Origin of the sequence: Mesorhizobium sp. M0152 (genome assembly GCF_040322415.1) — a bacterium.
Taxonomy (GTDB): Bacteria; Pseudomonadota; Alphaproteobacteria; order Rhizobiales; family Rhizobiaceae; genus Mesorhizobium.
In genome coordinates this window covers 58,732-72,449 of the sequence record NZ_JAMYTH010000006.1, presented here as the reverse complement: position 1 = coordinate 72,449, position 13,718 = coordinate 58,732, and the positions used below count along the sequence as shown (strand labels likewise).

The 13,718-nt window shown below is 61.3% G+C and carries 17 protein-coding genes; 6 read left to right on the top strand and 11 right to left on the bottom strand.

Annotated elements, in window-relative coordinates:
* Positions 1 to 9: 9 nt before the first annotated feature.
* On the bottom strand, positions 10 to 1,884 hold the full coding sequence (locus NKJ26_RS08795; protein ID WP_352694946.1) for a multicopper oxidase domain-containing protein: 1,875 nt from the start codon (positions 1,882 to 1,884) through the stop codon (positions 10 to 12).
* Positions 1,885 to 2,079: 195 nt separating this feature from the next.
* Between NKJ26_RS08795 and NKJ26_RS08790 the strand changes: the two genes are divergently transcribed.
* A complete protein-coding gene (locus NKJ26_RS08790) occupies positions 2,080 to 2,511 on the top strand; it encodes a hypothetical protein (RefSeq protein WP_352694945.1) in 432 nt (143 codons plus the stop codon).
* Between the two features lie 81 nt (positions 2,512 to 2,592).
* Here NKJ26_RS08790 and NKJ26_RS08785 read toward each other — a convergent pair whose 3' ends face one another.
* The 4 genes from NKJ26_RS08785 to NKJ26_RS08770 all read right to left on the bottom strand — a co-directional run bounded on the left by NKJ26_RS08785 (position 2,593) and on the right by NKJ26_RS08770 (position 3,855).
* Entirely contained in the window at positions 2,593 to 2,754 is a 162-nt protein-coding gene (locus NKJ26_RS08785) for a hypothetical protein (protein ID WP_081689675.1), read from the bottom strand.
* A gap of 88 nt (positions 2,755 to 2,842) precedes the next feature.
* Complete coding sequence (locus NKJ26_RS08780; RefSeq protein WP_352598407.1) at positions 2,843 to 3,313, bottom strand: YbhB/YbcL family Raf kinase inhibitor-like protein; 471 nt, start codon at positions 3,311 to 3,313, stop codon at positions 2,843 to 2,845.
* Between the two features lie 63 nt (positions 3,314 to 3,376).
* Positions 3,377 to 3,619, bottom strand: a complete 243-nt coding sequence (locus tag NKJ26_RS08775; RefSeq protein ID WP_352598406.1) for a hypothetical protein — start codon at positions 3,617 to 3,619, stop codon at positions 3,377 to 3,379.
* A gap of 29 nt (positions 3,620 to 3,648) precedes the next feature.
* Positions 3,649 to 3,855, bottom strand: coding sequence for a hypothetical protein (locus tag NKJ26_RS08770; protein ID WP_352598405.1), 207 nt, complete (start codon positions 3,853 to 3,855; stop codon positions 3,649 to 3,651).
* A 204-nt stretch (positions 3,856 to 4,059) separates the two neighbouring features.
* Between NKJ26_RS08770 and NKJ26_RS08765 the strand changes: the two genes are divergently transcribed.
* The 5 genes from NKJ26_RS08765 to NKJ26_RS08745 all read left to right on the top strand — a co-directional run bounded on the left by NKJ26_RS08765 (position 4,060) and on the right by NKJ26_RS08745 (position 7,553).
* Positions 4,060 to 4,992 (top strand): complex I NDUFA9 subunit family protein, encoded by a 933-nt coding sequence (locus tag NKJ26_RS08765; RefSeq protein WP_352694944.1) that lies wholly within the window; start codon positions 4,060 to 4,062, stop codon positions 4,990 to 4,992.
* A gap of 664 nt (positions 4,993 to 5,656) precedes the next feature.
* Positions 5,657 to 6,022, top strand: coding sequence for a PRC-barrel domain-containing protein (locus NKJ26_RS08760; protein ID WP_027027956.1), 366 nt, complete (start codon positions 5,657 to 5,659; stop codon positions 6,020 to 6,022).
* Between the two features lie 100 nt (positions 6,023 to 6,122).
* Positions 6,123 to 6,386: a hypothetical protein gene (locus NKJ26_RS08755; protein ID WP_352598403.1), complete on the top strand. Its 264-nt coding sequence runs from the start codon at positions 6,123 to 6,125 to the stop codon at positions 6,384 to 6,386.
* 163 nt (positions 6,387 to 6,549) lie between these two features.
* The gene (locus NKJ26_RS08750) at positions 6,550 to 7,017 is read left to right on the top strand and encodes a hypothetical protein (protein WP_352694943.1); all 468 of its coding nucleotides are present in this window, start codon (positions 6,550 to 6,552) and stop codon (positions 7,015 to 7,017) included.
* 383 nt (positions 7,018 to 7,400) lie between these two features.
* Positions 7,401 to 7,553 (top strand): cytochrome c family protein, encoded by a 153-nt coding sequence (locus NKJ26_RS08745; protein WP_352694942.1) that lies wholly within the window; start codon positions 7,401 to 7,403, stop codon positions 7,551 to 7,553.
* A gap of 58 nt (positions 7,554 to 7,611) precedes the next feature.
* Here NKJ26_RS08745 and NKJ26_RS08740 read toward each other — a convergent pair whose 3' ends face one another.
* The 6 genes from NKJ26_RS08740 to NKJ26_RS08715 all read right to left on the bottom strand — a co-directional run bounded on the left by NKJ26_RS08740 (position 7,612) and on the right by NKJ26_RS08715 (position 13,695).
* On the bottom strand, positions 7,612 to 8,826 hold the full coding sequence (locus NKJ26_RS08740) for a c-type cytochrome (protein WP_352694941.1): 1,215 nt from the start codon (positions 8,824 to 8,826) through the stop codon (positions 7,612 to 7,614).
* 233 nt (positions 8,827 to 9,059) lie between these two features.
* Positions 9,060 to 9,401 carry a hypothetical protein gene (locus NKJ26_RS08735; protein WP_352694940.1) on the bottom strand — a complete coding sequence of 114 codons (342 nt, stop codon included), beginning with the start codon at positions 9,399 to 9,401 and terminating at the stop codon, positions 9,060 to 9,062.
* Between the two features lies 1 nt (position 9,402).
* The gene (locus NKJ26_RS08730; RefSeq protein WP_352694939.1) at positions 9,403 to 10,005 is read right to left on the bottom strand and encodes a cytochrome c oxidase subunit 3; all 603 of its coding nucleotides are present in this window, start codon (positions 10,003 to 10,005) and stop codon (positions 9,403 to 9,405) included.
* Positions 10,002 to 11,945 (bottom strand): cytochrome c oxidase subunit I, encoded by a 1,944-nt coding sequence (gene ctaD / locus NKJ26_RS08725; protein ID WP_352694938.1) that lies wholly within the window; start codon positions 11,943 to 11,945, stop codon positions 10,002 to 10,004. The genes NKJ26_RS08730 and ctaD overlap by 4 nt, the downstream gene beginning before the upstream one ends.
* Complete coding sequence (coxB, locus tag NKJ26_RS08720; protein WP_352694937.1) at positions 11,942 to 12,928, bottom strand: cytochrome c oxidase subunit II; 987 nt, start codon at positions 12,926 to 12,928, stop codon at positions 11,942 to 11,944. The genes ctaD and coxB overlap by 4 nt, the downstream gene beginning before the upstream one ends.
* 299 nt (positions 12,929 to 13,227) lie before the next feature.
* Complete coding sequence (locus tag NKJ26_RS08715; protein ID WP_352694936.1) at positions 13,228 to 13,695, bottom strand: YbhB/YbcL family Raf kinase inhibitor-like protein; 468 nt, start codon at positions 13,693 to 13,695, stop codon at positions 13,228 to 13,230.
* Positions 13,696 to 13,718: the final 23 nt, after the last annotated feature.

Genomic DNA, 13,718 nt, shown 5'->3' with positions numbered 1-13,718 from the left:
ACTCGTCGATTAGCTGACATCGATGACGACCATCAGTCCGCCGCCACCCTTATCCTCGGAATTGTTGTTCGTGGTGTGATGAGGGATATGGCAGTGAATCAGCCATTTGCCGGGGCGTTGCGCCTTCCAGACGACGTCGTAGCGCTGCCCCGGCCCGACATTGACCGTGTCGGCCAGGAAGCGTGCCGAGGGAGCCAGCGTTTCCCCATCGCGGGCGACGACCTCGAAAGGACCGCCATGGATATGCATCGGATGGATGAAGCCATTGTTGGTGCCGATGAAACGCACCTTCAGCGTCTCTCCGACCTTCATGCGGATCGTGTCGGTTGAGGGATAAGCCCTGCCATTGATGGTGAAGTAGTTCGGCATGCCGCCATCCATAGGCATCGAGGGATAGGTCAGCCCTTCGCGCACCAGCCATTCCTGAAGCTCGATCACATAGTCGTGGTCGGCCTGAACCTCGTCCGCGGGATTGGCGGGGTCGATGATCAGCGCCCCATAGAGGCCGAGTGCCTGGGTGCGGTCCGGCTTGGCATGCGGATGGTAGAAATAGGTGCCGTGCTGGGTCGCGGTGAATTCATAGGAGTATGACTGTCCGGGTTCGATCGGTGCTTGGGTGATCTCGGCGGGCCCATCCATCTGGTTCGGCAGGATCATGCCATGCCAATGCACCGTCGTTTCCTCCGGCAGGTCGTTGGTGACGTTGATGCGGACCTTGTCGCCTTGGCGAATACGGATGCGAGGACCAGGAATCTGGCCGTTGTATGCATAGGCATCCACCCTGACATTAGGCAGTATCTGCCAGCCGATCACCGATGGCTTGAGCTCGAAAACCTTGACGCCATTCTCCACGCGGAACGGCAATTGCTGGTCGCCTCTTGCGGCGAGGTCATAGGAGGCCGTCACCCGGCGCGGGTCGGCCGCCGCCATGTCCCGCATGGTTTCCGCCGGCGTGTCACGGTCCATGATCATGCCTTGCGGCATGATCACCCCGCCGACATCACGGGCCGACAGCGTCAGGTTCAGCCAATTCGCCGGCGCTGCCATGCCCATCGCCAGCGCAAGCACGGACACAAGGCCGAGCGTGGCGATCTGCGGCGTCGTAGCGTCCGTTTCCATCTGGTGGCCGCTGCTGCCTCCACCCTTGTGGGCGGCAATGCCGTGGTCTTGTCCCTGCCGCTGACGCGCCGGCTGCCGAGCGTCCCTTTCGGTAGTCTGCGGGCGCTGCGTCATCAACCCGTGCTTCAGCCCACGTGCCACCAGCCAGGCATTGGCGGGATAGGCAAGCATGAAGCCGGCGATGACGCCGATCGACATGACGCCCCAGAACAGAAGCTCGGTCGGTTCCATCGCGCGCATGTCGCGACCCATCATCAGGAAACTCATGACAGGCGCCATGCCTGCCATCATGAAGTTCATCGAGATGAATTCGGGCAGGAAGCTTTTGCGCACGTTCTCCCAATAAGTGCCGCCCATCATCGACTTCATGAACAGCGACTGGAAGATGAAGAGGCCGAAGGCGAAGCCGGAGACATATTCCACGATGAGGTCGAGCCACATCGGCAGGCCGAGCGTCGCCGTGACGACGGCAGCGAGAATGATGCCTGTCGCGTCTCCGGCAACGCAGTGGATGGTCGAACCGGCGCCCTGTTTCCACAGCGGCCTGGTGAAATCCTCGTGCTCGCCCGGTCGCGGTTCCTTGTCGGCAAGCACATAAAGCAGCAAACCGAGCGGACCCATGTAGAGGGTCACCAGGATGAAACCCCATTTCATTACCGCTGGCTCGGGGTTGTTGCGGTATTGGTCGAAGCCGACATAGAGCGTCGAAGCGGCGGCAAGAGCGAACCAGACAACAAGGAAATAGTCGATCGGCTGGATGAGCATTGGACGCGTCCTGATCTCGGATCACTGGCTTGTGGGAACTGCCCCATTCAATGAACGCTGCCGTCGCGTTCGCGATCCAGCCAGCTGAAATTCGGCGGCATCGAATTCTTCCAGTCGTCCGCTCTTGTCGAAGCATCGCCGCGCGATAATTCCTTTGAAGGCGTGGGCTCTTCTCCGCCTCGACAGGAGCTGACCATGAAACATCAAACACTCGATCAACTGCATGCCGTCGCCAGCATTGAACCCTCGGCGCCAGCTGCGGAAATGACACGAAGCCAGCGTATCGAGCGTTGGGCTGAACTTCTCGAACAGAATCCGGAGCGATGCCTCGGAGCGTTCGCAGGTACAGAGCATTTGCATCCTGAGTCACGTGCCATGGTGCGTGGCGAAGGATCTGCAATTGCTGTCGCCTTCGAAGATCCGGTTCTGCGCGCCTCGGGTTTGAAGAACGACACATATGGTGAGGCAAAGCGCTTCTTCGAATTGAGCGACTGGCAACTGCACGACATCGTCTGCGATTGCCATGTCGGCGCTACGATGAGAGCAAGGTGGGCTGCCACGCGGGTTCGCGCCACCACAGGCGGGAACAAGTTCTTTGCATGGCTAAGGCAAAGGATAATGTCCTGACCTAACTGGGGATCGTCGCGTGCTTGCCACGATACGATCCCCTCTATTTGCAAACCCAAGAGGATTGCAAACCCAAGAGGATCAACCCTTGTCCTGGCGGTAGAGCCGGTCGGTCGCGCGCTCGCTTTCCCTGCGCTCTGCGGGGCCACGGCGTCGTCGCGTTACAAGAACATAGGCCAGCAATACGAGCAGCAACAACGGTCCGCCGGCGACGACAACCAACCACATGATGCTTTCAAACATGGGACATCTCCTTTCCCACACAACCGGCAAGGAGAAGAACCGTTCCGCTCATGCGTGGCGCGATCGGGACTAGCCGACCCCATTCAAATTATTGGCCGCGTTCGTAAGTCCCGACGAGTTCCGCCTGCTCAAGCAGATGCTTTTGCGCTTCCTGCCAGATGCGCTCGACGCCGGTACTCGCAGGGATGGCGAGGTTCGGCGTGTCGAGCGCGGCCAGCCGGAAATGGTAGTGATGCACACCGTGCCCGACCGGCGGTTCAGGGCCGTCATAGTACGCGTTGCCGAAATCGTTCCTGGCCTGCCGGAGGGCCTCGGGGCCCGGTTTGCCGCTTTCCGCCTCGGGTAATTCCTGAACCTCGGGAGACATGTTGAACACCGCCCAATGTCCGAACGTTCCGCTCGGCGCGTCGGGATCCTGGACGACAAGAACGAGGCTCTTGGTATCGTCCGGCACACCGGACCACTTCAGCGGCGGCGATACGTTCTTGCCGTCGCGAGTGTATCTTTCGGGAATCCTTCCGCCATCCGCAAAGGCGGAACTGCTAAGCGTGAGGGGCATGGTTCACTCCTTCGGGGACCAATCGGATCGCGCCACCGCCGCGCCGGCAAGCGTGCCGGTCGCTCAGCGATCCGTCCGGTGCTTGTTGTGGGAACTCTCCTGGTTTTCTCCCCGGATGATGTTCCGGTCATCACGGTCGGCGATGTCCCTTACGTCCGATCTGAGGTTGTCCTGCCTGGATGCAGCGCGTTCGGCCTCGGTCTTTCGCAGGTCCTTGTCAGCATCGAAGTCCTTGTCGGCATTCTTCGTATTCTCGCGCTTTTCGATTATGCGAAGGTTTTGCTCATGGGTTTTGTTTCCGGCCATTGACGCCATCCTTCCCGTGCGATGGCACGTTATTTGTTGGTTCGCATCTTCTGTCTCGGATCGATTCCGCCGGCTGCCGTCGTATCGTTTTCGACGTCACCTTCAGTCGTGTTTTCGCCTTCGAGTTCGAGATCTTCGCCTTCCTTGATCGTTCCTTTCGAGCTTCCGATTCCCGGATTGTTGGCCAGGTCGGCATCGCTCGGTTCTTTCCATTTTGGATGTTTGGTTCCAGGCATGAGACAACTCCCTCGAAAAGGACTTCCGTTTCAAAAACCGCAAGCTGGATGAAATGTTCCGACGCTTTTCTCTTGCGACTGGTCGGCGGCTCGACGATGGCGATCGTCGATCGCCGCAACAAGTAGAGCGCCCGCGGCGTTATTCTTCCAAACGGCCAAGCGCGCGCAAGCCTTGCGGCGAGCGGTCTGAAAGGGACCGGATCAATGGATCGAAACGACTCCAATGCGGAACGGATCGTAGCCGTTTTTGGCGGAACGGGGTTTCTCGGCCGCCGGATCGTGCAACGGCTCCTTGAGAAAGCGTTCCGGGTTCGAGCGGTGTCGCGTCATCCGCACCGGACGACGGCAAAGTCGGCCGCAAATTCGTCGACGGCGGCCGAACCTGTCAGGGCAGACATGCTGGATCCCTCCTCCATCGCATCGGCCGTGGCCAGATCGTACGCGGTGGTCAATGCGGTCAGTCTCTATGTCGAACACGGCGACGTGACGTTCGAGCGCATGCATGTCGAGGCAGCGGCAGACCTCGCTCGCGCCGCACGCGAGGCCGGAGCGGAAGGATTTGTCCAGGTTTCAGGAATCGGATCCGATCCCGGATCGCATTCGGATTACATAGGGGCACGAGGACGAGGCGAGGATGCCGTACGACATGCTTTCCCCGGCGCGATCATCGTCCGCTCCGCGGTCATGACCGGACCGGACGATGCCTTGCTCACCACGCTTGTGAAGCTCCTTCGGCTCATGCCGATCTATCCGCTGTTCGGGGCCGGAGAAACTCGGCTTCAGCCGGTCTATGTCGAGGATGTCGCGGAAGCGGTGAGCCGGCTGGTCGGCAGCAAACACGACCGCACGACGTTCGAGTTGGGCGGCCCGCGTGTCTTGAGCTACAAGCAGCTGGTCCAGGAAGTCGCCGCAAGCCTGGACACGCGTCCGATGCTGGTGCCGGTGCCGTTTGGGTTATGGAGCTGTCTTGCGGCCGTGGCTGAGTTCGTGCCTGGCGCCCCGATCACCCGCAATCAGGTCGATCTCATGCGCTTAGACAACATCGTGGCGGCGGAAATGCCTGGGCTGGAGGAACTCGCAATTGAGCCGCGCGACATCAAGGAGATCATCGGCATGATCGAACGGACCGGCGGGTGAGCGAACCCGCTGACTCAAACCTCGCGCACTCAGGCCGTCGGGCCGGGAAACGAGGGCTCGACGGGAATTTCCGGCGGCGTGCCCGGTGGAATTTCCGGTGGGGCTCTTCCCGGCTCGGGAATGGGATCGGGTGAGGGCGGCGGGACGCCAGGCGGTTCGCTGGGCGGCGTTTCCGGCGGGGCAGGGGGCCGGGATGGCTCCGGGTTGGGATTGTCCGGCACAGGCACGGGATTGTTCGGATCGGGGTGGGTCACGGGCTCTTCTCTCTTCCCAGATTCGAGCTCACCTATCTCCTTGAAACAGCCACGGTGCCGTTCCGTTCCGAACGCCTGCTGAATCTCGCCGACATGGCAGTTCGCGACAACACGCAAGCCGACGACATCGGGGATGAAAACGGCACACCGCCGAACGGCAGAAGTTCGTGAAACCGCAAACGCCAAATCAGTGGCAAGGGCACGGGGCCATCGTCCCGGCGATACGGCGAAGCGGGTTCCGCACCGCCCCAAGTCACTCGGTCTGGAGCGGCGGAATCTCGCAAAGTCGATCACGGTCTCGCACCGAAAAAGTCTGCATCTTTGAACGGGTATCGGCTGCTTTTTTTGGAACATCGCCTCCGGCTGCTCGTTTGAGAGATACCCAATTTCGGACATAGGAGACCATGGATATGACAACCCCAAGCGGACATACCGACGCCATCCGCGCTTCGCGTGTGATCGGCACGACCGTCTACAATACGGCCGGTGAAGACATCGGAACGATCGACGACGTGATGCTCGAAAAGACCGCGAATGGCATCATGTTCGCCGTCATCTCCTTCGGCGGTTTCCTGGGCATCGGTGAAAAATACCACGCCGTGCCGTGGTCGCTTCTGGATTACGATCCAGATCGAGGCGGGTACGTCGTGCCTTTCAGCACTGAACAGCTCAAGGCAGCCCCAGCCTATTCGATCGATGAACTTACGGTCGACGATGGCAGGCCGGCGCGCGAAGCTTCGTATGGCTACTGGCACGTCCAACCCTACTGGCAGTGACCTGAGCCTTCGCCGTTCGGCGCGCGCCGGGGTGCTGGCAAGGCGCCAACCCCGGTAGGGCGAAGGCAGGTTTCAGGCGCCGATGCGCAGGAGAACTCCGATGGCACCACGCAGGAAACCAGTCGATACATCCGAAGGACCGGCATTCGAAAAGCAGGATTGGGATGCGATTAGAGGCGGCAAGATATTGCCGGATGGCGTGCCGCAAGACGGAGACAGCCGTTACGACACGATGAAAAGCGGTGAATTGCCCGAGGAAGAAGACGACAACGCATACCAGGAAAGCGATGAGGCGCTGCCCGAGGACGAGGAGGAGCGCATGATTTCGCACAACCCCTCGAAGCAGGACATAGACGAGCCGTAAAATTCTCTCGGCCGACCGGCAGAAGGCTCCGCGCGTGGAAGCGCGGAGCCTTTGCGGCTTTCACCCGCGTAAGTAGCTTTCACCCGCGTAAGTAGAATGGCTACATCACCCAAACATTCCGGGTTCTTCTTTGATGAAGAATCGAGAGTGACCGGACCCGTCGATGAATCTCCAGGATTTCGGCGCACCGCTTCCCGAGCTCATCAGCAGGATCCAGCTGAAAAGCATCACGAACACCTCAAATCGTGCTTTGTTCAGCGGAACCTCCCCAAATAAGGTTCGTTTTTGTTGTGGCGTTCACGAACCGATGGAGGTTTACATGATTACGAAAATTCTTTCGGCATCCCTGATCACCATCGCCCTGGCTACGTCGGCGATGGCGCAGTCGAACGGTTCCGGCTCCAACACGAACGGTACAAGCACGGGAACCACGGCCGGCACCACTGGCGCCAATGGTACGATGGGCACCGGCACGACACCGTCGACAACGCCGGTCGATCCAAACGCGACGAGTTCGACAATGAAGTCGAACGGCATGAATGACCGCTGCAAGGATGCCGCCGGTAACGATGTCGACAACAACACTCCCACGGGCATGACGACGTCGAATATGCAGAACTGCAACAAATAGGCTGCTGCCCCAAAGCGCTGTCGGAGGCTGGCCCCTCCCGTCGGGCCTCCACACGCCGGCAGCGCCATTGCGACGGCAATTCAAGGCAGGCGCAGATCGATGGGTCGACGGACTGCTCCCACCAAGCAAACGACATCAGAGCCGCTATGGGTGGAAGGCACGTCGATAGCGGTCGTCCTCATCCTGGCGGCGTACGGAATCGAAGCGATCCGAAGTGACAGCTTGCGCGAGACCAGCATCGTGCAGGCGGTCGGCGCGGATGCAGGGCGGGCCATTCCAGCGATGATCCGCAATGGCTGCGGCGGATGCCATGAGATTCCGGGCGTCCCTGGGGCTCATGGCACGGTCGGTCCCTCTCTGCGAGGTGTTGCTCGAGAAAGTATGTGGCAGGTACCGCCTTGCGAACATCTCCAGACGCGATGATGGGCTGGATCAGCAGGGCGCGGGACGTCGATCCGAAGACCGCCATGCCCAACACCAATCTGTCTCCGCAAGAGGCGCGTGATATCACCGCCTATCTCTATGCCCGAACGTGAGATGGCCCGGGCGGATTTCTGTGCTTCGTTTCGACGCAACTCCGGACGGCAAACCGTTTCATACTTTTCCTGGGATTGCTCCACGGCCAAGGCGCCTTGCCAACAGAAGCAGCAGACCCAACACGAATCCAGCGCCGCCCGCCACCAGTGCCTTGGCCACCAGAAGCATGACCGTCTGCGCTGTTGTCGAGCCTGCCCGCATCTGGCGCACGTCGGCCGCCGTGACGCTGACTTCAGGATTGCCGAAGCGCGCAGTCACATAATTGGCAAGGTTCGCCACCTGGCCGTCGTCCAGCCAGCCGCCGAAGGCCGCCATCGATTTCCGACCCGCGACGTCGCCGGCCTTCACGCCGGTAAGGATCGTCATGACGGCGTTCTCGGCAGCGGCCGCGCCGAGCGTGGTGTTGCGGGTCAGCGACGGATAGGAACCATCCGGCGATCCGCCTCCATCCATGCCATGGCACCCTGAGCAGAGCGACCGGTAGAGATCGTCGCTTGCCGAAGTCCCACTGCCCGGCACCTTGTCCTTCATTCCGGCATCGATGATGACCGCAGCCGGATTGCTCCACGAAAAGCGTGGCTGCTTCTCGTCTCCCGACTGCGCAGGCACATCCTTGAGATAGGCGACCATGGCATGAATATCGTCATCGGAAAGATGTTGCAGGCTGTTCATGATTGTTTCCGCCATCGGACCGCCCGCATAGGCTTTTCCAGGCGTGGCGCCGGTCTTGAGAAACCGAAACAGCTCATCATCGCTCCAGCCGCCTATGCCTGCCGTCTTGTCACTGGTGATGTTGAAGGCCTGCCAGATGCCGGCGGTGCCGCCGGCAAGCCTGCGATCCTCATCCATGCCGAATGTCATGTTCCTCGGCGTGTGGCAGGCACCGCAATGGCCAAGCACCTCGACCAGATAGGCGCCCCGGTTCCACGCCTCGGTTTTGTTTCGATCCGGCACGAAGCTGCCGGTGTGGAAGTTCGCGAGTTTCCACAGACGGAGCGCCCAGCGCTGGTCGAATGGAAACGGCAGGATGTTCTGCGGCCGCGGCTGGGAGATCGGCGCTTGCGCCAGCAGATAAGCCCGGATCGCTAACACGTCCTCGCGGCTCATCCTGGCGAAGCTGTCATAGGGCATGGCCGGATAAAGATCGGCCCCGTCGCGCCTGACCCCTTCCTGGACCGCCCGTACGAACTCATCGGCGGAATAGCGCCCGATGCCGGTATCGTGGTCCGGTGTGATGTTGGTGGAATAGACGTCGCCGAACGGTGTCGGCACGCGATATCCTCCGGCGAACGGGCGGCTTGGATCGGACGTGTGGCAGCCCACGCAATCGGCGGCCCGCGCGAGATATTCGCCTTTCTGGATGTCATCCGCCCGCAACTGCGTGCAAAGGGCCAACAATGCCAAAAAGGCCGCGCTCGCCCGAAAGAGGATGGGCAGGGCCGGAACGCTTGCGATGGGCAAAGGCGAGCGCCGCTGATGGCGGATGACCAAGCTCTTTTGCTTGGTCACAATTCGCACCCGTTGAAAATCAGTCCAGCCGCCATTTGCGCCAGCAGGATCAGCGCAAACAGCGCTCCGATGCCGGTCGAGGCGTCGGCCAGAAACGCGCGTGTGCGCGCTCTGAGGGGCGGGCCTGTGCCGTGCCTCCGGTTACGACCGGCGCGCCACGACAACAGGGCGCCCGCCATCGCGGCGGCGGCGCCCGCCAGGGAGAACAAGGCGGTGAGGGGAAAGCCGGCATGACATTGCCAATAGGCTATCGAATAACCGAGCTGCTGCGATATCGCCCATGCGGTTGGTCCGGCGGCAAGGCCTGCCCACGAAACACCAGTGCGGATCGCCTGCATCTCACATCCTCGGGAACCAATAGATGACGAGATAGAGCACGATCCAGGAGACGACCACGAAGTCCCAGTAGAAGGCGTTGTCCGACACGTCGCTGAAGCGGCGCCCGGCCTTGCCCTGTTGCGTGAACATCAGAACGGCGAGCACGATCGTATCCCCGACATCGGTGAGAAGATGTGACGTATGCAGCCCGAGCAGGAACCAGACGATCGATCCGTAGGCGTTCTGGTCCCAGGTGATGCGAAGCGCGGGAAATTCCCAGACGCGCACGATCAGGGGGAGAATTCCGGCGATTGACATGACGATGATGCCGATGCGAACTTTGACAAGGTCCTGCCGCCGCGCCCAAAGTTCGACCAGATGATTGGGTATCAGGCTGGCAAGCAGAATGATCAATATTGCCGTGCCCGGCAGCAGGTCGGGCGCGGGCGCTCCGATCGGCCAATGCGTGGCCAGCACAGCCAGGTAGAAATAGGTGCCGATCCCCAAGGCAAAACCGGTGGCTTCAAGCGCGATGAAAGCGAGGGTTCCCCACCACATCGGGCTCGCCGCTCCGAAATCATATGTGGGCAGGTGGCTGACGTCGGCGACTGGACGCTGTTTCATTCCTCGTCCTCCGGTTCGCCTTTCGGCCAGAACCAACAGATGAAGCCGATCGAAACCGGTATCGCACCCCAGACCACAGCCCATGGCGTGTATATCGAACCCAGAAACGCGCCGCCCACCGCAAGGGCCGACAGCAGCGGCCAGATCGAATTGTCGGCCGAGGGCACGCGCAGTTGTGGCACGGCGTCGGCGACCGTGCTGCCGAGCACCTCGCGCGCATCGACGCGCAGGCCTTCGACGACCGGGAGTATGTCGGGTTGGGCCCAGAGCGGCTCGCGGTGGGTTACCGCTGGCAGGCGCGAAAAATCGTAGGAAGGCGGCGGCGACGTCGTCGCCCATTCTAGTGTGCTGGCCCCCCAGGGATTGTCTCCCGCGATGCGGCCGTTGCGTAGGCTGAGCAGGATGTTCAGGAAGAAAAGTGCAAAGCCGATGAACACCACCAGGGACGAGATGCTGATGAACAGGTTGATCTCGCCCCAGCCGCTCGCCGGCGGATAAGTGTAGACGCGGCGCGGCATGCCCTGCAGGCCGAGAATGTGCATCGGGAAGAAAGTAAAATTGAAACCGACGAAGACAAGCCAGAAGTTCCAGCGGCCGAGCCTCTCGGACAGCATGCGGCCGGTGATCTTGGGAAACCAGTAGTACACAGCGCCGAGCAGCGGGAAGACGGCGCCGCCGATCAGCACATAATGGAAATGCGCGACGACGAAATAGGTGTCGTGCACCTGCAGGTCGAGTGGCACCGAGGCGACCATGACCCCGGTCAGGCCGCCGATCACGAAGGTGAAGATGAAGCCGAGCACGAAAAGCAACGGCGTGGCAAAGATCGGCCGGCCGCCCCAGATCGTCGCGATCCAGCAGAAGATCTGGATGCCGCTCGGAATGGCGATCATCATCGAGGAGGCGGTGAAGAAACTTTCGCCGAGCTGCGGCAGGCCCGTGGCGAACATGTGGTGTACCCACAGTCCAAAGGAAAGGAAGCCGATGGCAATCAGCGACAGCACGATCCCGAGATAGCCGAAGACCGGACGGCGCACGAAGGTCGGCAGGATCGCGGAGACGAAGCCGACCGCGGGAATGAAGATGATGTAGACCTCGGGATGGCCGAAGAACCAGAACAGGTGCTGCCACAGCAGCGCGTCGCCCCCGGCCGCGGGATCGAAGAACTTGGTGCCGACCAGCCGGTCGAGGATCAGCATCGTGCTCGACACCATCACGGCGGGCATGGCGAACAATATGACGAAAGCCGTGACCAGGATCGACCAGACATAGATCGGGATGCGGTCGAGCGTCATGCCCGGAGCGCGCTGCTTGAATACCGTGGCAATGATCTCGACAGCGACCGCGAGTGCGGACACCTCCGTGTAGGTCACCATCTGTGCCCAGAAATCCGGGCGCTTGCCGATGCCGTATTCGGGCCCGGTGAGCGGCACATAGGAGAACCAGCCGGCATCCGCACCGGTATCGAAAGCGAATGCGATCCAGATCATCAGGCCGCCAGAGAGATAGACCCAGTAGCTGAAGGCGTTGAGCCGCGGAAAGGCGACGTTGCGAGTGCCGATCATCAGCGGCACCAGATAGATGGCGAACGCCTCCATCACCGGCACGGCGAACAGAAACATCATCGTCGTGCCATGCATGGTGAAGAGCTGGTTGTAGAAATCGGGGCCGATATGGCCGGCCTCGGGCGTGGCAAGCTGGAACCGCATGGCGAGCGCCGACAGACCCGCGAGAACGAGGAACAGGAAAGCCGTCACGATATAGCGCCGGCCGATCAGCTTATGGTCGACCGTCACCAACCAGCCATACAGGCCTTTCGGCGTCTGCCAGGCATGCGCCAGGTAGGCGCGCAGCCGCGCCGCTTCGAGCCCGGTGTCGCGTACGCCTTTAACGCCCTCATCCTGTTCTTGCCCGGCTGCCGTTCCCGTGGTGCCGCTCATTCAAGGCTTCCAAGATAGGTGACGACAGCGTTGAGATCGTCGGCGCTAAGGTCGATGCGCGGCATCTTGGCGCCAGGTTTTGTCGATTGCGGATCTGCGATCCAGGCGGCAAGGGCGCCTGGCGTCATGGCCAGCGTATCCGCGGCCAGCGCGCGTCGGCTGGCGAGATGCGTAAGGTCAGGTCCAATGGTTCCACTGGCCGCCGTGCCCCTTACGGTGTGGCAGAGCGCGCAGCCGGTGGAAAGAAACGCTCGCTGGCCGCGACGTTCTTCGTCGCCGGCGGGTGCTACCGCCACGGCGTCTTGCCTCGATCGCCATGCGTCGAACGCCTCCCGGTTTTCCGCGACGACAGTGATGGCCATATGGGCATGCTGGTAGCCGCAGAACTCCGCGCACTGGCCGCGATAGGTACCGGGCTTGTCGGCAACGAGGGTGAGTTCGCTCGGGCGGCCCGGAATGAGGTCCCTCTTGCCGGCGAGGCTTGGCACCCAGAAGCTGTGAATCACATCGGTCGAGTCGAGTTCCACCTTTACCGGCTCGCCGAAGGGAAGATGGATTTCGTTCGCCGTGACGATCGTCCGCGACGGATCATCGTTGGGATAGCGTATCTCCCACCACCATTGGTGCCCCGTGATGCGGACGGTGAGGGTCTCCTTTCCGCTCAGCGAGGCAATGGATTTGCCGGCGAAGAAGCTTGTTATGGTCAGCGCGGCGAGAACCAGCACGGTCGACGCAACGCCGCTTCCGACCGCGCGGCCAAACCGGCGCTCCTGATGGCTGTCGATGCGTAACGGCGGGGGCGCTGCCTGAACCCGGCGGTGATGGAAGAGCGCCATTGTCAGGGCCAGCATGACGAGCAGCCAAGTGATCGCTGCAACCGCGCCAAAGGACCAGATGAGATCGAGAATCGCACGGGCATTCGCACCATGTGCATGGAGCGAGGATTGCCAGTCGCTGCACCCGCTCAAGACCAGTATTGACACCAATGTCGACGCAGGGCCGGCCCATTTCAGGACGCCTGGAAGACGGTTGCCGGAGGCGGTTCGGGCTGAACGTGCAAAGGCGGGTGCAATCGATGGTCGTCGCCATTGCCGGAGGCGGATGAACGGGCCCGTGCACCTTGCCATGTAAATCCCCCATGGATGCCAAGGCGATAACGCGGATCGCTCTAAAAGGATGCTTGGCAGCAACCGTCGCGGGCCAAAACGGATGCGGCATGGGCTTGGAAGACGCTGCCGATGAAGCCGCGTCCATCATCCGGCTGCTGGAGCCTGGCGGGCCCTTAGGTTCGCTCAAACGTCCCGACAAGTTCGGCTTGGCCAAGGACGTGCGGCTTTGCCTTTTTGAGAATGTCGTCGATGGAGGCTTTCTCGTCGAGATGCAGTGTCTCGACGTCGAGCGCGAGAAGCCGGAAATGATAGTGATGAAGGCCGTGCCCGCGCGGCGGCTGAGGACCGTCATAATGAGGATTGCCGAAATCGTTGACGCCGTGTCCGAGGCTCTCGGTCTTGGCGCCCGAGGTCGTCCCTTCGGGAAGAGCATTTCGCTGTGCATCGATGTCGTAGACCGCCCAGTGGCGAAACATGCCCGAGGGGGCGTCCGGATCCTCGACTACCAGGGCAAAGCTCTTGGTTCCCTGCGGCGGATCCGTCCATTCCAATGGTGGCGATACATTCTCACCGTCGCGCGCGTATCGCGGCAGCATTCTCTGGTTATCGGCGAAGGCGGGGCTTGTGAGGGCAAAGGCCATGATTCCCGAACTCCATGCTGTGT